At 56.1% G+C, this 16,906-nt stretch carries 15 protein-coding genes and 1 pseudogene; 11 read left to right on the top strand and 5 right to left on the bottom strand.

Annotation, left to right across the window (positions count from 1 at the left end):
- The 5 genes and pseudogenes from WCC56_RS00930 to yjjJ all read left to right on the top strand — a co-directional run.
- Window positions 1-267: pseudogene (locus WCC56_RS00930) on the top strand (deoxyribose-phosphate aldolase); the annotation flags it as partial.
- Between the two features lie 88 nt (window positions 268-355).
- Window positions 356-1,678: a thymidine phosphorylase gene (deoA, locus tag WCC56_RS00925; protein WP_424690562.1), complete on the top strand. Its 1,323-nt coding sequence runs from the start codon at window positions 356-358 to the stop codon at window positions 1,676-1,678.
- A gap of 62 nt (window positions 1,679-1,740) precedes the next feature.
- Window positions 1,741-2,964, top strand: coding sequence for a phosphopentomutase (gene deoB / locus WCC56_RS00920; protein WP_424690561.1), 1,224 nt, complete (start codon window positions 1,741-1,743; stop codon window positions 2,962-2,964).
- Window positions 2,965-3,022: 58 nt separating this feature from the next.
- Window positions 3,023-3,745, top strand: coding sequence for a purine-nucleoside phosphorylase (gene deoD, locus WCC56_RS00915; RefSeq protein WP_424690560.1), 723 nt, complete (start codon window positions 3,023-3,025; stop codon window positions 3,743-3,745).
- Between the two features lie 217 nt (window positions 3,746-3,962).
- The gene (gene yjjJ, locus WCC56_RS00910) at window positions 3,963-5,294 is read left to right on the top strand and encodes a type II toxin-antitoxin system HipA family toxin YjjJ (protein WP_424690559.1); all 1,332 of its coding nucleotides are present in this window, start codon (window positions 3,963-3,965) and stop codon (window positions 5,292-5,294) included.
- Here the strand turns inward: yjjJ and WCC56_RS00905 are convergent, their stop codons facing one another.
- Window positions 5,295-5,963 carry a YtjB family periplasmic protein gene (locus tag WCC56_RS00905; protein ID WP_424690558.1) on the bottom strand — a complete coding sequence of 223 codons (669 nt, stop codon included), beginning with the start codon at window positions 5,961-5,963 and terminating at the stop codon, window positions 5,295-5,297.
- A gap of 116 nt (window positions 5,964-6,079) precedes the next feature.
- On the opposite strand from WCC56_RS00905, the gene serB reads away from it, so the two are divergent.
- From serB to nadR, 3 genes are read left to right on the top strand one after another with little or no spacing between them, the layout of a single operon-like run.
- A complete protein-coding gene (serB, locus tag WCC56_RS00900) occupies window positions 6,080-7,057 on the top strand; it encodes a phosphoserine phosphatase (protein ID WP_424690557.1) in 978 nt (325 codons plus the stop codon).
- 9 nt (window positions 7,058-7,066) lie between these two features.
- The gene (gene radA / locus WCC56_RS00895; protein ID WP_424690556.1) at window positions 7,067-8,455 is read left to right on the top strand and encodes a DNA repair protein RadA; all 1,389 of its coding nucleotides are present in this window, start codon (window positions 7,067-7,069) and stop codon (window positions 8,453-8,455) included.
- A gap of 14 nt (window positions 8,456-8,469) precedes the next feature.
- Entirely contained in the window at window positions 8,470-9,696 is a 1,227-nt protein-coding gene (gene nadR, locus WCC56_RS00890; protein ID WP_424690555.1) for a multifunctional transcriptional regulator/nicotinamide-nucleotide adenylyltransferase/ribosylnicotinamide kinase NadR, read from the top strand.
- Window positions 9,697-9,750: 54 nt separating this feature from the next.
- Here nadR and WCC56_RS00885 read toward each other — a convergent pair whose 3' ends face one another.
- Window positions 9,751-10,752 (bottom strand): zinc-binding alcohol dehydrogenase family protein, encoded by a 1,002-nt coding sequence (locus WCC56_RS00885; RefSeq protein WP_424690554.1) that lies wholly within the window; start codon window positions 10,750-10,752, stop codon window positions 9,751-9,753.
- A 97-nt stretch (window positions 10,753-10,849) separates the two neighbouring features.
- On the opposite strand from WCC56_RS00885, the gene WCC56_RS00880 reads away from it, so the two are divergent.
- Entirely contained in the window at window positions 10,850-11,746 is an 897-nt protein-coding gene (locus WCC56_RS00880) for a LysR family transcriptional regulator (RefSeq protein WP_424690563.1), read from the top strand.
- Window positions 11,747-11,828: 82 nt separating this feature from the next.
- Here the strand turns inward: WCC56_RS00880 and ettA are convergent, their stop codons facing one another.
- Entirely contained in the window at window positions 11,829-13,496 is a 1,668-nt protein-coding gene (gene ettA / locus WCC56_RS00875) for an energy-dependent translational throttle protein EttA (protein WP_424690553.1), read from the bottom strand.
- 289 nt (window positions 13,497-13,785) lie between these two features.
- On the opposite strand from ettA, the gene WCC56_RS00870 reads away from it, so the two are divergent.
- Window positions 13,786-14,733 carry a 2-hydroxyacid dehydrogenase gene (locus WCC56_RS00870; RefSeq protein ID WP_424690552.1) on the top strand — a complete coding sequence of 316 codons (948 nt, stop codon included), beginning with the start codon at window positions 13,786-13,788 and terminating at the stop codon, window positions 14,731-14,733.
- Here the strand turns inward: WCC56_RS00870 and deoR are convergent.
- Together deoR and deoC are read right to left on the bottom strand one after the other, a co-directional pair.
- Entirely contained in the window at window positions 14,730-15,506 is a 777-nt protein-coding gene (deoR, locus tag WCC56_RS00865; RefSeq protein ID WP_424690551.1) for a DNA-binding transcriptional repressor DeoR, read from the bottom strand. The two genes, WCC56_RS00870 and deoR, sit on opposite strands and share 4 nt — an antisense overlap.
- 24 nt (window positions 15,507-15,530) lie before the next feature.
- Entirely contained in the window at window positions 15,531-16,202 is a 672-nt protein-coding gene (deoC, locus tag WCC56_RS00860) for a deoxyribose-phosphate aldolase (protein ID WP_424690550.1), read from the bottom strand.
- Window positions 16,203-16,390: 188 nt separating this feature from the next.
- Between deoC and WCC56_RS00855 the strand changes: the two genes are divergently transcribed.
- Window positions 16,391-16,906, top strand: a 516-nt coding sequence (locus tag WCC56_RS00855) for a PfkB family carbohydrate kinase (protein ID WP_424690549.1), incomplete at its 3' end; no start/stop codon positions are given.

Raw genomic sequence — 16,906 nt, 5'->3', positions numbered from 1 at the left:
AAAGTGCCGGTCAATGCCACGCCTGAAGTGGCGGCCATTATGCTGCAGGTCATTGCTGATAAAGGCGTTAAGCACCAGGTTGGCTTCAAGCCGGCTGGCGGCGTGCGCACCGCTGATGATGCGGCGATCTACCTGAAGCTGGCCGACGATATTCTGGGTAGCGACTGGGCTGATGCCCGTCACTTCCGCTTTGGCGCTTCAAGCCTGTTAGCCAGCCTGCTGGAAGCGGCTGGTCACACTGGCGCGAAGAGCGACTCCGCTTACTAGCCTGAAAGGCGGCATCGATCGCCCGTCAGTGTAAGCCGTAAGGGCGAACATCCGTTCGCCCTCATTACAGCAACCTCCAGGGGGCAACGTGTTCCTGCCACAAGAAATTATCCGTAAAAAAAGAGATGGTCAGCCGCTGACGGAAGAAGAGATCCGCTTCTTTATTAATGGCGTGCGCGATAACACCGTGTCTGAAGGGCAAATCGCCGCGCTGGCGATGACCATCTATTTCCACGATATGACGCTGCCGGAGCGGGTCGCGCTGACTATGGCGATGCGTGATTCCGGCTCGGTGCTGAACTGGAAGTCCCTTAACCTCAACGGCCCGATAGTGGATAAGCACTCTACCGGCGGCGTAGGCGACGTGACTTCGCTGATGCTGGGTCCGATGGTGGCGGCCTGCGGCGGGTATGTGCCGATGATTTCGGGCCGGGGTCTTGGCCACACTGGCGGCACGCTGGACAAGCTGGAAGCGATTCCAGGCTTTGACATCTTCCCGGATGACGAGACTTTCCGCCGCATCATTAAAGACGTAGGTGTGGCGATTATCGGCCAAACCAACTCGCTTGCGCCTGCGGATAAACGTTTTTACGCCACCCGCGACATCACGGCGACCGTGGATTCGATCCCGCTGATCACCGCGTCCATCCTCGCCAAAAAGCTGGCCGAAGGTCTGGATGCGCTGGTGATGGACGTTAAAGTGGGCTCCGGCGCCTTTATGCCAACCTTTGAACAGTCCGAGCTGCTGGCACAGTCGATTGTTGGCGTGGCTAATGGGGCGGGATGTAAAACCACCGCGCTGTTAACCGATATGAATCAGGTGCTGGCCTCCAGCGCCGGGAATGCGCTGGAAGTGCGGGAAGCCGTGCGTTTCCTCACGGGGGAATACCGTAATCCGCGCCTGCTGGAAGTGACGCTGGCATTGAGTGCTGAAATGCTGGTTTCAGGTGGCCTGGCTGCGAACACGGAAGAGGCCACGGCCAAATTGCAGGCGGTGCTGGATAACGGCAAAGCGGCGGAAGTGTTTGCACGCATGGTTGCGGCGCAAAAAGGCCCGGCAGACTTTATCGAAAAAATGGATAAATATCTGCCTGCCCCAATGCTCAGCAAGGCGGTGTATGCCGACAGACCTGGCATTATCAGCGCGATGGATACCCGTGCATTAGGTATGGCCGTGGTGTCGATGGGCGGGGGGCGTCGTCAGGCCAGCGATCCGCTGGATTACAGCGTTGGTTTCAGTGAGATGGCGCAACTGGGTGACCGGGCAGACAACCAACGTCCGCTGGCGGTGATCCACGCGGCAACGGAAACAGCGTGGCAGGAAGCCGCCGAAGCGGTGAAGCGCGCAGTGACCTTAAGCGAAAATGCGCCGGCGGAAACGCCAGTTATCTATCGCAGAATTAGTGGATAAGGGTCATACTGTTCGGATCGATAAAATTTACGCTCAGCGCGTCACAGACGCAGGAGATCAGGATGAAACGTGTATTTATCATGGTGCTGGATTCCTTCGGGATCGGCTCCAGTAAAGATGCCCACAAGTTTGGCGATGAAGGCTCTGATACGCTCGGCCACATTGCCGAGGCGTGCTTCAAAGGCGAAGCTGACAAAGGACGTAAAGGCCCGCTGCACCTGCCGAATCTGACGGCTTTAGGCTTAGGCAAAGCGGCAGAAGAGTCTACCGGAAAATTCCCGCTGGGCCTGGATAAAAACGCTGAGATCATTGGCGCTTACGCCTATGCCAGCGAGCTTTCCTCCGGCAAAGACACACCTTCTGGTCACTGGGAGATCGCCGGTGTTCCGGTGCTCTTTGACTGGGGCTATTTCAGCGACAAAGAGAACAGTTTCCCGCAGGAGCTGCTGGATCTGCTGGTCGAGAAGGCTGATTTGCCAGGCTATCTGGGCAACTGCCACTCGTCAGGCACGGTAATCCTGGATCAGCTGGGCGAAGAGCATATGAAGACCGGCAAACCGATTTTCTATACCTCGGCTGACTCAGTGTTCCAGATTGCCTGCCATGAAGAGACCTTCGGACTGGATCGTTTATACGCGCTGTGTGAAATCGCGCGTGAAGCGTTAACCGAAGGTGGCTACAACATTGGCCGCGTGATCGCTCGTCCGTTTGTAGGCGACAAGCCTGGAAACTTCGAACGTACCGGTAACCGGCACGATCTGGCGGTTGAACCTCCTGCGCCTACCATCCTGAAAAAACTGGTGGATGAGCAGAACGGTCAGGTGATTTCTGTCGGTAAAATTGCGGATATCTACGCGCACGTCGGCATCACCAAAAAAGTGAAGGCGACCGGGCTGGATGCGCTGTTTGACGCCACCGTGGCAGAGATGAAAATCGCGCCGGATAACAGCATCGTTTTCACTAACTTTGTCGACTTTGACTCAACCTGGGGACATCGCCGTGATATCCCTGGCTACGCTGGCGGCCTGGAGTTGTTCGACCGCCGCCTGCCGGAGCTGATGGCGCTGGTGCAAGAGGGCGATATCCTGATCCTCACCGCTGACCACGGTTGCGACCCAAGCTGGGAAGGCACCGAACATACCCGCGAGCATATCCCGGTATTGATTTATGGCCCAGGCGTGAAGCCAGGCTCGTTAGGCCATCGCGAGACCTTCGCCGATATCGGCCAGACGGTAGCGAACTATTTTGGCCTTTCCGATATGGAATACGGCAAATCCATGCTGTAATCTGCGCAACCTAAACGACCGGCGCTAAGGCGCTGGCCAGACTGAAAAAGGATGAAAAATGGCTACCCCTCATATTAATGCAGAAATGGGTGATTTCGCTGACGTGGTTCTGATGCCGGGCGATCCGCTGCGCGCAAAACACATTGCGGAAACCTTCCTGCAGGACGCGGTAGAAGTGAACAACGTGCGTGGCATGCTGGGTTACACCGGCACCTATAAAGGCCGTAAAATCTCGGTGATGGGCCACGGAATGGGCATTCCTTCCTGCTCAATTTATGCGAAAGAGCTGATCACAGATTTCGGCGTGAAGAAGATCATTCGTGTGGGTTCGTGCGGCGCTGTGCGCTCTGACGTGAAGCTGCGTGACGTGGTGATCGGCATGGGCGCTTCAACCGATTCCAAAGTGAACCGGATGCGTTTTAAAGATCACGACTTCGCTGCGATTGCGGATTTCGATATGGTGCGTAACGCAGTGGATGCCGCCAAAACGCTGGGCGTTAATGCTCGCGTAGGCAACATCTTCTCTGCAGACCTGTTCTATACGCCAGACCCGCAGATGTTTGACGTGATGGAGAAGTACGGCATCCTGGGCGTGGAAATGGAAGCCGCCGGTATCTACGGCGTGGCTGCAGAGTTCGGCGCGAAAGCCCTGGCAATCTGTACCGTTTCTGACCACATCCGCAGCGGTGAGCAGACCACAGCGGCTGAGCGCCAGACCACCTTCAGCGAGATGATTGTTATCGCGCTGGAGTCTGTGCTGCTGGGCGACAAAGAAGCCTGATTTAGTGCAGTCCTGCTGGCCGGGCTCCCGGCCAGCTGTTAAGTTAATGATCCCACAATAGTCCTGCCCTCGGTTCAACTTTTTCAGCGCTACCATCAAAATGGTATCTATTCATCATTCCCTGCCAATATTTATTTCCTTATTGATTTATTCATTTATTTTCAGCTGATTAAGTGCTAATTATCTATTCAAGTATCTATTCACGAATCTATTCATTATGGCTGATTTAACGACGCTCCTTCTGCAGGGGCCGCTGGATGCGGCAACATTGACAGCCCGTCTGGCGATCAGCCAGGCCACGCTTTCACGCCTGATTGCTGCTCATCCGCAAGTGATGAAGTATGGTCGGGCAAGAGCCACACGTTATGCGTTGCTTCGTCCTTTGCGTGAGGAGAGTGGCTTTCCTCTTTGGCACATTGATGAGCAAGGGCATTCCCGACAAGCTGGGCAGCTGTTCAGTGTCTGGCCCGCGGGCAGTTACCTCGTTGAAGACGCTCAGGGCCACTGGCAACATTATGCGGGATTGCCCTGGTATCTCAGCGATATGCGCCCGCAGGGTTTTCTTGGCCGTGCGTGGGGGCGAGAGTGCGCGCTACAACTTGGGTTGCCAGAAGATATCCGGCAGTGGAATGATGATCACAACCTGCTTGCACTGACAGCCAGGGGGAGCGATATCTCAGGGAGTTGGTTGATTGGTCGTGAGAGCTATCAACAGTGGATCCAGCAGCCTGCGCCCAAACTGATTTCGCTGGAAGATAAACCGGCTCAGTACCCTGAACTGGCGCAACGTGTGCTGGCAGGAGAAGAAGTGGGTTCTTCGGCGGGCGGCGAGCAGCCTAAATTTGCCTGTTACGCTCAGTTGGCGGAGAAAGAGGCTGCCCATGTGCTGGTGAAGTTCACGCCCGCACGGCGCAATGAAAACAGCCAGCGTTGGTGTGACCTGCTGCGGGCGGAGGCGTTGGCATTGCAAGTCCTGAGAGAGGAAGGGGTGTCAGCTGCGAAAGCCAGTATCCTGGCCGGTCCGGAAGAGCAGCTGTTTCTTGAGGTGGTCAGGTTTGATCGGCTGGGTGAACGGGGGCGACGTAGCATGGTTTCGCTGGAGTCAGTCCAGGCAGAGTTTACCGGGCATTACTCTCGCTGGCCGCAGGCACTGAGCGCGCTGTTAAGCCAGAAAAAGATCGCCACGGCAGATGCCGAACGCGGGACGCTGCAATGGGCCTTTGGCAAGTTGATAGCAAACGGGGATATGCATGCTGGCAATCTGGCCTTTTTCCTCACCTCAGCGGCGCTGACGTTGACGCCAGCCTACGATATGCTGCCAATGAGCTTTGCCCCTAACAGTGCTGGTTATATGCGTACAGAGCCGCCAGCCATTGAGCTGGATAGCAGGGTGGGGCGCGTGGTCTGGCAGCAAGCGTTAACCCTGGCCGAACGTTACTGGCAGGCCATTATTAACGATACGGTCTGGAGTGAGGATTTCCGGCGGATTGCGCAGCAGATGCTACAAAGGCTCAAAATGCTTGAGCCTCAACTCGCCCGCATGGCCTGATTAAGGCTTTTCAGCCTGTGGCGTAGCCTCATCACTGGTGTCGTCGTCATCTTCCTTCACCGGATTGTTAGCGGTAAGCAGGAACGGAGATTGTTGCCAGCGTGTCCGGCGGTCGCGCAGCAGAGTACGGCTGAGGATGATCCCGATAGCCAGCGCCAGCAGCATCATCAGGCGCAGGATGTTAGTGGTGTTATCCACCTGCTTGGATTCGGTCACCAACACGTGAGTATCCAGCGTGATGCGCAGGAAGCCGCGAGGGCCTTCAGAGCTGTCCAGAGACTGCACCAGCTGGTGGTTGAAGTAACTGCCAGCACGTTGGCCGTCCAGCGCCAGGCGGTCGCGCACGTTAATCGTTTCGCCGCTGTGGGCCAGTAACGTGCCGTCGTCGTCGTATACAGACGCATCCAGGATGCGGCTCTCTTGGGTTAGCTGTCCCAGGATATCAACAATCTGCTGGTGGTTGTCGTCGCTGTTTTCCATCAGCGGCGTCAGGCTGAAGGCTACCTGCCGCGTGAGCGTGCGGGCCAGTTCATCCACCTGTTCGGAGCGTGCCATCTGGTGGCTCAGACTGAACCACGAAGCACCCTGCATCAGCACCACCAGTAAGGTCAGGCAGATCAGCACGATTGCTGTGCGATGCAGACGAAATTTAAGTTTGGCTTTTGCCATCTGTAACCTTCACACTTTATGTACGAACCAGCGTTCGTATCGATGCTTTATGTTGCCAGAAGCGGGGCTGACAGGGTAGCCTCTTGCGTGGTTAAAATGTCCTTTCAGGAGCTGTAATGCCAAATAGTCTGACCTGGTGCGACCTGCCATCTGATGTCTCTCTCTGGCCGGGTTTACCTCTTTCTCTCAGTGGCGATGAAGTGATGCCGCTGGATTACCGCGCTGGCCGTACCGGCTGGCTTCTGTATGGCCGCGATGTGAACAAAGACAGCCTGACGCATCTGCAGCATCAGTTGGGGGCGGCAATGGTCATTGTCAGCGCCTGGCGCGTGGCGGATTATCATGTCGTCCGGCTGGCCGGTTCGCTTACTCCTCGCGCTACGCAACTGGCTCACGATGCCGGTCTGGATGTTGCGCCGCTGGGGAAAATCCCGCACCTGAAAACCCCAGGTCTGCTGGTGATGGATATGGACTCTACGGCAATAGAAGTGGAGTGCATTGATGAAATCGCCAAACTGGCTGGCTGCGGTGAAAAGGTGGCCGAAGTGACCGAGCGGGCGATGCGTGGCGAGCTGGATTTCGCTGCCAGTCTTCGTCAGCGCGTGGCAACCCTGAAAGATGCCGATGCCAATATTTTAAAGACAGTGCGTGATGAACTGCCGCTGATGCCAGGCCTGACTGAGATGGTACAGCAGTTGCAGGCGTTGGGCTGGCATGTAGCCATTGCTTCTGGCGGCTTTACCTATTTTGCTGAGTACCTTCGCGATAAGCTGCGTCTGTCTGCGATTGTCGCCAATGTGCTGGAAATTCGTGATGGCAAACTGACCGGTGAAGTGCTGGGCGACATTGTTGATGCGAAATACAAAGCCGATACGTTGCTAAAGCTGGCTGAGCGTTTCGAGATTGCGCCAGAGCAGACTGTGGCTATTGGCGATGGTGCAAACGACCTGCTGATGATTAAAGCGTCCGCGCTGGGCATTGCCTATCACGCCAAGCCTACAGTGAATGAGCAGACTGAAGTGATCATCCGTCATGCGGATTTAATGGGCGTGCTCTGTATTCTCAGCGGCAGCCTGATCCATGAAGAGCGTTAAGGGGTAGATTTGGCCAAAGCGGTAAAGCGCGCCTTTGTTTGTAATGAATGCGGCGCCGATTATCCTCGCTGGCAGGGGCAATGTAGCGCCTGCCAGGCCTGGAACACCATCACTGAAGTGCGTCTGGCTGCTTCGCCTACCGTGGCACGTAACGAGCGCCTGTCCGGCTACGCTGGCGCAGGCAGCGCTGGCCCAAGCCGCGTGCAGAAGCTCTCTGAGATCAGCCTTGAGGCGTTACCGCGCTTCTCAACCGGCTTCAAAGAGTTTGATCGGGTGCTGGGCGGCGGAGTGGTGCCTGGCAGCGCCATTCTGATCGGCGGAAGTCCCGGTGCCGGGAAAAGTACGCTGCTGCTGCAAACCCTGTGCAAGCTGGCTGAGGGCATGAAAACTCTGTATGTGACCGGCGAAGAGTCTTTGCAGCAGGTGGCGATGCGTGCCCACCGTTTGGGGCTGCCTACCGAAAACCTCAACATGCTGTCGGAAACCAGCATCGAGCAGATCTGCCTGATTGCCGAGCAGGAACAACCCCGGTTGATGGTGATCGACTCGATCCAGGTGATGCACATGGCGGATATTCAGTCTTCGCCAGGCAGCGTGGCGCAGGTGCGTGAAACCGCCGCTTATCTCACCCGTTTTGCCAAAACCCGTGGCGTGGCTATCGTGATGGTCGGCCACGTGACCAAAGATGGATCGCTGGCCGGACCCAAAGTGCTCGAACACTGTATCGACTGTTCGGTGTTGCTGGATGGCGATGCGGACTCGCGTTTTCGCACGCTGCGCAGCCACAAAAACCGCTTCGGTGCGGTTAACGAACTGGGCGTGTTCGCCATGACCGAGCAAGGGCTGCGGGAAGTCAGCAACCCTTCCGCCATTTTCCTCAGCAGGGGAGAAGAAGTGACTTCCGGCAGCTCAGTGATGGTGCTGTGGGAAGGAACGCGTCCGCTGCTGGTAGAGATTCAGGCGCTGGTGGACCATTCGATGATGGGCAACCCAAGGCGTGTCGCCGTTGGGCTTGAGCAGAACCGTCTGGCGATTTTGCTGGCGGTGCTGCATCGCCATGGCGGTTTGCAGATGGCCGATCAGGACGTGTTCGTCAACGTGGTTGGCGGCGTGAAGGTGACGGAAACCAGCGCCGATTTAGCGCTGATGTTGTCGATGGTCTCCAGCCTGCGCGACCGTCCTTTACCTCAGGATTTAGTGGTGTTTGGTGAGGTGGGTCTGGCGGGTGAAATTCGCCCGGTGCCAAGCGGCCAGGAGCGGATCTCAGAGGCGGCCAAGCACGGTTTCCGTCGTGCTATCGTGCCTGCTGCTAACGTGCCGAAAAAGCCGCCGGAAAATATGAAAGTGTATGGCGTGAAGAAGCTGGCGGATGCGCTGGCGATCCTTGAGGATTTATAACGCAGGAGGCATAGATGTCAGCATTTGATTATTTGAAAACCGCCATTCGCCAGCAGGGCTGCACGCTGCAGCAGGTGGCGGATGCCAGTGGCATGACCAAAGGCTATCTCAGCCAACTGCTTAACGCCAAAATCAAAAGCCCCAGCGCGCAGAAGCTGGAAGCGCTGCACCGTTTTCTGGGACTGGAGTTTCCGCGCCGGGAAAAAACCATCGGCGTGGTGTTCGGCAAATTTTACCCGCTGCATACCGGCCATATTTACCTGATCCAGCGCGCCTGTAGTCAGGTAGACGAACTGCATATCATCATGGGTTACGACGAGCCGCGAGACCTTCAGCTGTTTGAAGCCAGCGCCATGTCGCAACAGCCCACGGTGAGCGATCGCCTGCGCTGGCTGCTGCAAACCTTCAAATACCAGAAAAACATCCGCATTCACTCGTTCAACGAGGAAGGGATGGAGCCCTATCCCCACGGCTGGGATGTCTGGAGCCGGGGCATCAATGACTTTATGGAAAACCACGGCATTGTGCCGAACCGGGTTTATACCAGCGAGGAGTTCGATGCGCCGCAGTATCAGGAGCATCTGGGCATTGAAGCGGTGGTGATCGATCCTAAACGATCGTTTATGAGCATCAGCGGCGCGCAAATTCGTCACGATCCGTTCCGCTACTGGGAATATATTCCTACCGAAGTGAAACCGTTCTTTGTGCGTACGGTGGCGATTCTGGGCGGTGAATCCAGCGGGAAATCCACGTTGGTCAACAAGCTGGCGAACATCTTCAACACCACCAGTGCGTGGGAATTTGGCCGCGACTATGTCTTCTCCCATTTGGGGGGCGATGAGATGGCGTTGCAGTATTCCGACTACGACAAGATCGCGCTCGGGCAGGCGCAGTACATCGATTTTGCGGTGAAGTACGCCAACAAAGTGGCCTTTATCGACACTGATTTTGTCACTACTCAGGCGTTCTGTAAGAAATACGAAGGGCGTGAGCACCCGTTTGTGCAGGCATTGATCGATGAGTATCGCTTTGACCTGGTCATCCTGGTCGAGAATAACGTGCCGTGGGTAGCCGACGGCTTACGCAGCCTGGGCAGTTCGGTGGATCGCAAAGAGTTTCAGACGCTGCTGGTCTCGATGCTGGAAGAGAACAACATTAACTATGTGCACGTTGAGCAGGATGGCTACGATGAGCGCTTCCTGCGCTGCGTGGAGCTGGTCAAGGAGATGCTGGGGTCTTAGCGCATCAACGAGGCCATTGCTCAGCAGGGCGGAAGGTATTCCGCCCTGCAAAAACTAGTAAACCATCACCACTTTGCCGCGCATGTGGCCTTCCAGCACCAGTTGGTGTGCTTCTGTCAGGGTTTCCACACTCAGGCCGTGCAGCGTTTTGCTCAGTGAGCTGCTCACCTTGCCGGCATCCAGCAGTTTCGCGGTGGCATCCAGAATTTCTCCCTGACGGGCGATATCCGGCGTGGTGAACATGCTGCGGGTGTACATAAATTCAAAATGCAGCGCCGCGCTTTTCAGCTTCAGCTGGTTCATCTCCAACGGTTTTTCGTTCTCCACGATGGTGCAGATATGTCCCTGCGGCGCAATCAGCTCAGCCATCGTTTCCCAGTGGCCGTCGGTGTCATTCAGGCAGAAAATATAATCCACCTGCTTCAGGCCGTGTTTCTCCAGCTCACCCACCATATCCTTGTAGTTGATCACCAGGTCGGCCCCGCGATCTTTACACCATTGCACCGAGTCCGGGCGGGAAGCGGTAGCAATCACTTTCACCTTGCTGTGCAGTTTGGCAAAGGGGATTGCCAGTGAGCCGACGCCGCCAGCACCGCCAACAACCAGCAGTGTTTTCCCTTCTTCGGCCTTATCCAGCTGCAGGCGATCGAACAGACCTTCCCACGCCGTCAGCGCAGTCAGTGGGATCGCTGCCGATTCAGCCCAGTCTAAGGACGTCGGCTTGTGGCCGGTAATGCGTGCGTCGATCAGTTGATGGGTGGTGTTGCTGCCCGGACGAGTGATGTCGCCAGCGTAATACACTTCGTCACCGGCTTTGAATCCCGTGACTTTGCTGCCCACTTCCAGCACCACGCCGCTGGCATCCCAGCCCAGAATACGTGGATGCTGGAGGCCATTTTTTTGTGCGCCTTTATGCACTTTGGTGTCCACCGGATTGACCGAAGCGGCTTTCACCTCGACCAGCAGATCATAGTCTCCCGGAGTCGGTTTCTCCGCTTCGATTTCGATAAACTGCTGCGGTTTTTCTGGATTGATAGCAATCGCTTTGATTGTCATAGCGCATCTCCTTTAAGGTGTGTTATTCAGTGTAGAACCTCAGCAGGCTAATGATAAGCCGCACAATATCTAACGAAGTGTTCGTTTCAGGTGAACAATTATGTTTAAACAGCTGCAGGATATGGCCCTGTTTGCCCTGGTGGCCGAATGCGGCAGCTTTACCGGGGCGGCCAAAAAGGCGGGATTGCCGAAATCCAGCGTCAGTCAGCGCATCAGTCAGCTTGAGCAGGCTTTGGGGCTGCGGCTGATTAACCGCACCACCAGACAACTTAACCTGACGTTTGCCGGGGAGCGTTACCTGGTGCATTGTCAGGAGATGATGCAGGCCAGCGAGCGCGCCAACAGGGCCATCGAACGTCTGAGGGATAATCCCAGCGGACGATTGCGCATCACCTCACCTGCGGGGATAGGGGCTACTCTGCTGGCGCGTTTAAACGCGGCTTTCCAACAGGAATACCCGGATGTGACGCTGGACGTTTCGGTGTCCGATGAGGTGCGGGATATCGTGCTGGAAGGTTATGACGTGGCGCTGCGCACCGGGCAGCCGCAGGACTCTTCGCTGATTGGGCGGCGCATTGGCTATTGCGAGCGTCTGCTGGTGGCCTCTGAAGGCTATCTTGAGCACTACGACGAGATCACTCACCCACAGCAACTGGCTGAACACCGCTGCATTGCGCATCGGGCGTGGAGCGAATGGCTACTGAACCGGGGCGAAGAGTATTACCGCTGGTTGCTGCCGCCAACGCATATGACCGATAACCTGGTTTATGCCCGCGAATGCGCGTTGAGTGGGGCAGGAATAACGCTACTGCCGCGCTTTTTGACGCAGGATAGTCTGCCGGGCGGGGGATTAGTTCAGGTGTTGCCGGAATGGCAGGTCGAAGGCAATGAACTCTGGCTGGTCTATCCAAGCCGTAAACTCAATTCGCCAGCGGTCGCGCGCTTTATTGATTACGCCTTGCAGTCGCCGGTCTTACGGGAGTTTTATCAGTAACGAAGCCGGTCGGGGAAGCAGGGGACGAAGAGATCGTCCCGCTGAAGCAACGCAGAGGGCGAATCGCTTCGCCCTCTGAAGATTACTTGGTCATACGCTTGTACTTGATGCGTTTTGGCTCCAGCGCTTCTGCGCCCAGCGTCCGCTTCTTGTACTCTTCGTATTCGGTAAAGTTACCTTCGAAGAACTCGATGTTGCCTTCATCCTGGTAATCAAGGATGTGGGTGGCAATACGGTCAAGGAACCAACGGTCATGCGAGATAACCATCGCGCAGCCTGGGAACTCCAGCAGGGCGTTTTCCAGCGCGCGCAGGGTTTCAATGTCCAGGTCGTTGGTTGGTTCATCGAGCAGTAACATGTTGCCGCCAACCTGCAGCAGCTTAGCCAGATGCAGACGGCCACGCTCACCACCGGACAGCTCGCCAACGCGTTTGCCCTGATCAACACCTTTGAAGTTAAAGCGGCCAACGTAGGCACGGCTTGGCATCTCGGTGTTACCAACACGCATAATATCCTGCCCGCCGGAGACTTCTTCCCACACGGTTTTGCTGTTGTCCATGCTGTCGCGGAACTGATCGACAGAGGCCAGCTTAACGGTATCACCCAGTACGATGCTGCCTGAATCTGGCTCTTCCTGACCAGACATCATGCGGAACAGGGTAGATTTACCGGCGCCGTTCGGACCGATGATCCCAACGATGGCGCCTTTCGGCACCGAGAAGGTCAGGTCATCAATCAGCAGGCGATCGCCGTAAGACTTACGCAGATGGGTGACTTCCACCACTTTATCGCCCAGGCGAGCGCCCGGTGGGATAAACAGTTCGTTGGTTTCGTTACGCTTCTGGTAATCGGTGCTGTTCAGCTCTTCAAAACGGGCCAGACGGGCTTTGCCCTTAGACTGACGGCCTTTAGCGCCCTGACGAACCCACTCCAGCTCTTTCTCAATGGATTTACGACGGGCCGCTTCTGAAGAGGCTTCCTGCGCCAGACGGGCATCTTTCTGCTCCAGCCAGGAAGAGTAGTTACCTTCCCATGGGATCCCTTCACCACGGTCCAGCTCCAGGATCCAGCCAGCTACGTTGTCCAGGAAGTAACGGTCGTGGGTAATCGCCACTACGGTTCCTTCGAAGTCGTGCAGGAAACGTTCCAGCCACGCCACGGATTCAGCATCCAGGTGGTTAGTTGGTTCGTCCAGCAGCAGCATGTCTGGTTTTTCCAGCAGCAGGCGGCACAGGGCTACACGGCGGCGTTCACCACCGGACAGCGTAGCGACTTTTGCATCCCACTCTGGCAGGCGCAGCGCATCGGCAGCACGCTCCAGCTGGGTATTCAGGTTGTGGCCGTCGTGCGCCTGGATGATCTCTTCCAGTTTGCCCTGTTCAGCGGCCAGCTTGTCGAAGTCAGCGTCTTCTTCCGCATACAGAGCGTAGACTTCGTCCAGACGCTTCAACGCGCCTACGACTTCCGCCAGCGCTTCCTCAACGGATTCGCGAACGGTGTGTTCCATGTTCAGCTGCGGTTCCTGCGGCAGGTAACCGATTTTCAGGCCTGGCTGTGGGCGTGCTTCCCCTTCGATATCTTTATCGATACCGGCCATGATGCGCAGCAGGGTGGATTTACCCGAGCCATTCAGACCGAGTACGCCGATTTTGGCGCCTGGGAAGAAGCTAAGGGAGATATTTTTCAGAATGTGACGCTTCGGCGGAACCACTTTGCCGACGCGATGCATGCTATAGACGAATTGAGCCACGTAGGATGAGCCTCTTGGTGTCTGTGTGTTTATTGGGGCAGCAGATGCCCACTCAGACCGGGAAGTTTAGCTGGTTTCAGGTGGTAATCACAGTCTCCTGCATATTTCGAGTGTCAGGGGCGTTGGCTGCCCAGTGACTCACTAAAGTAAACTCTTGAGGATGCACTTGCTTGCCGCCGTCCTGACACTCACATTATTTTGCCGAGTAAAGTGATCTGGTGATTAGTGTTTGATTTTTGAACTGAGCGCTTTATGCTGTTTTTTTGCCTTACAAAGCAGGGAGATAACGATGAAAGTTCTGATCGCGGCGGAAGAGAACGCCTGGGGCGGCATGATCCAGCAGTTCCGTAACACCTTGCCTGACGTCGATTTTACCGCTTCAGCAGGCCACGCCGCTGAAAGCCTGGCCGGCTACGATGCGCTAATCCCCGGTATGGCGAAGGTGACGCCTGAACTGCTGAAGACGGCAGACAAGCTCAAGTTGATTCAGCAGGCGGGTGCGGGACTTGAAGGTGTCGATCTTGCCAGCGCCAAAGCGCAGGGCATTCAGGTGGCTAATGTGCCATCGGACACCTCAGGTAATGCCGATTCGGTCGCCGAATTGGGGATCTGGATGATGATTGGCCTGGCGCGTAAAGCCAGTGAGATCCCTGAGATGATTGCCACTCGTCAGCTTGGCCTGCCTGTGGGCATGGGGCTGATGGGCAAAACCGTGGGGCTGGTTGGGCTGGGCGGCATTGGTAAAGCGCTGGCGAAAAGACTGGTGCCGTTTGGCGTACGTCTGATCGGCGTGAAAAGGACAGCCGATCAGGCCTTTGCCAAAGAGCATCAGCTGGACTGGCTGGGCAATATGGAGCACCTGCCCGCTCTGCTGAACGATGCGGACTTTGTGATCCTCAGCCTGCCGGACAATGCGGATACCCGAAATATCATTGATGAAACGGCGCTGGCGCAGATGAAGTCGGGCAGTTTCCTGATTAATCTGGGGCGAGGCGGATTAATTGAAAAGCAGGCGTTGCTGGCTGCGCTGGAAGTGAACCATCTTGCGGGAGCCGGGCTGGATGTGTTCTGGCAGGAGCCGCCAGAGCCGGATGATTCGCTGTTTCAGTACAACGTCATCGCCACGCCACACATTGGTGGCGTAACGGATAACTCATTGAACGGCAACGTGGCGGGCGTGTGTGAAAACCTTCGTCGCCTGCGCGATGGCGAAGAGATCCTGAATCGCTGGGCTTAACGCGCTTTCTGTCCGACCAGCACGTCGATGCCAAGCAATTTTAGCTTCTGCGCCAGCTCTTTCGGCGGTGCTTCGTCGCTGACCAGCGTCTCAAAAGCACTGAGTTCGCCGATGCGGGCTGGCAGCACTTTGCCAAACTTGCTGCTGTCAGCCACCAGGATCTTGTGGCTGGCACGCTGCATCGCCTGATGCTTCATCGGCAACTCGTTCAGGTTGTAGCAGGTCGCGCCTTGCGCAGCATCGATGCCGGCCGCAGAGATAAATGCTTTACCCGGACAAAGGCTGTCCATCACCGATCCGTGGCCCAACGGCGTGAAGATGGCATTGTCCGCATGAAACTCGCCGCCGTTCAGGATCACCTGACAGGCCGGTTTCTCCTTCAATGCCAGGAAGGTGTTCATTGCACAGCAAATGGCGGTAAACGTCAGCTCATTATCAATGGCATCAACAATCCACGGCATTGTGGTGCCGCAGTCAAAAAATACCGTATCGCCAGGTTCAATCAATGAAGCCGCCAGCTGGCCCAGACGCCGCTTTTTCTCGACGTTATGCGCCTGCTGATCGGTGACAAAGTAGTGGCCCTGATTGCTCTTCGGATCGCTGACAATGTAGCCCCCCAATAACACCACCACCGAAGGCTGTTCGTTGAGATCCCGGCGGATGGTCATCTCGGAAACGCCCAACAGGCGCGCCGCCTCTCTGAGGTGGATTTTATCGGTTCGCTTAAGCGCAGATGCCAGCTTGTTTACGCGCTCGTCGCGGCGGGTTTCCATGGTCAGTTACTCCTGATAATACGGTTAATATCCCTCGCCGGCTGCGCTGCCTTTAACGATGGCGACGCCGGAGCTGGTCCCGATACGGCTGGCACCTGCCTGGATCATGATGTCTGCCGTCTGTCGGTCGCGTACCGCGCCGGAGGCTTTCACCGCCACTTCAGGGCCTGCGGTTTCATGCATCAAACGGACGTGCTCTTCACGCGCACCGCCGGTACTGAAACCGGTGGACGTTTTGACAAAGGCGACCTTAAGTTCACGACAAATTTCACAGATTTGAATGATTTGCGCATCGTTAAGCAGGCAGGTCTCTAATATTACCTTCAATGGGATCGGGCCGCAAACCTCGCGCACCGCCTGAATATCGGCCGTGACAGCCTTAACCTCACCGCTTTGCAGCCAGCCAACGTTAATCACCATATCAATCTCTTCTGCGCCCGCCTCAATGGCGGCCTTCGCTTCGAAAGCTTTGGCACTGGTCAATCCGGCTCCGAGAGGAAAACCGATGACAGAACAGACTTTTACCTCACTTCCCGCAAGCTTCTCCGCCACTAGCGGCACATAACCAGAATTCACGCAGACAGCGTAGAAGCGGTGGGTGATGGCTTCGTCACACAGCGTGGCGATTTGTTGCACGGTGGCATTCGCCGCCAGCAGGGTGTGGTCGATGTAACGGGCATAGTCCGGGTTTTGCACGGGAAGCTCCTCAGCGGATTAGGTGTGTTTGTTAAAATAATAACATTTTCGTTCTGGCGTCAATCGGCAATTAACGTCTTATGCGCGGGATTTTCAGGCTGAGACGGGTGTCACAAAAATAACACTCGATGATTGTTATTGTTATTTCTACAACATTTAATGATGGAAATTTACACGGGGATTACAGCATGGACATTGCCGTCATCGGCTCAAATATGGTCGACCTGATCACTTACACCAACAGCCTGCCAAAAGCCGGTGAGACCTTAGAAGCCCCGGATTTTGCTCTGGGCTGCGGCGGCAAAGGGGCGAACCAGGCCGTTGCGGCGGCGAAGCTGGGTGCAGACGTGATGATGGTCAGCAAAGTGGGCGAAGATCTGTTTGCGGGCAACACGGTGAAGAATTTGCAGAGGTTTGGTGTAGACACGCACCACGTCACCGTGGCGGCGGGAACCTCCAGCGGCGTTGCACCGATCTTTGTCGATGACCAGTCGCAAAACCGCATCCTGATCATCAAAGGAGCGAATGCGCACCTTTCTCCGGCGGATATTGATGCGGCGGCGGAAGATCTCAAACGTTGTCGTCTGATGGTGTTGCAGCTGGAAATCCCGCTGCCAACGGTCTATTACGCCATCGATTTTGCCCGAGAGCACGGCATTAAAGTGATCCTTAACCCAGCGCCTGCTGTAGCCGGTCTGGATATT

Origin of the sequence: Erwinia sp., from assembly GCF_049696395.1 — a bacterium.
Lineage (GTDB): Bacteria > Pseudomonadota > Gammaproteobacteria > Enterobacterales > Enterobacteriaceae > Erwinia.
Note: the sequence above shows the minus strand (reverse complement) of the source record. Positions and strands in the feature narration are given on the sequence as shown.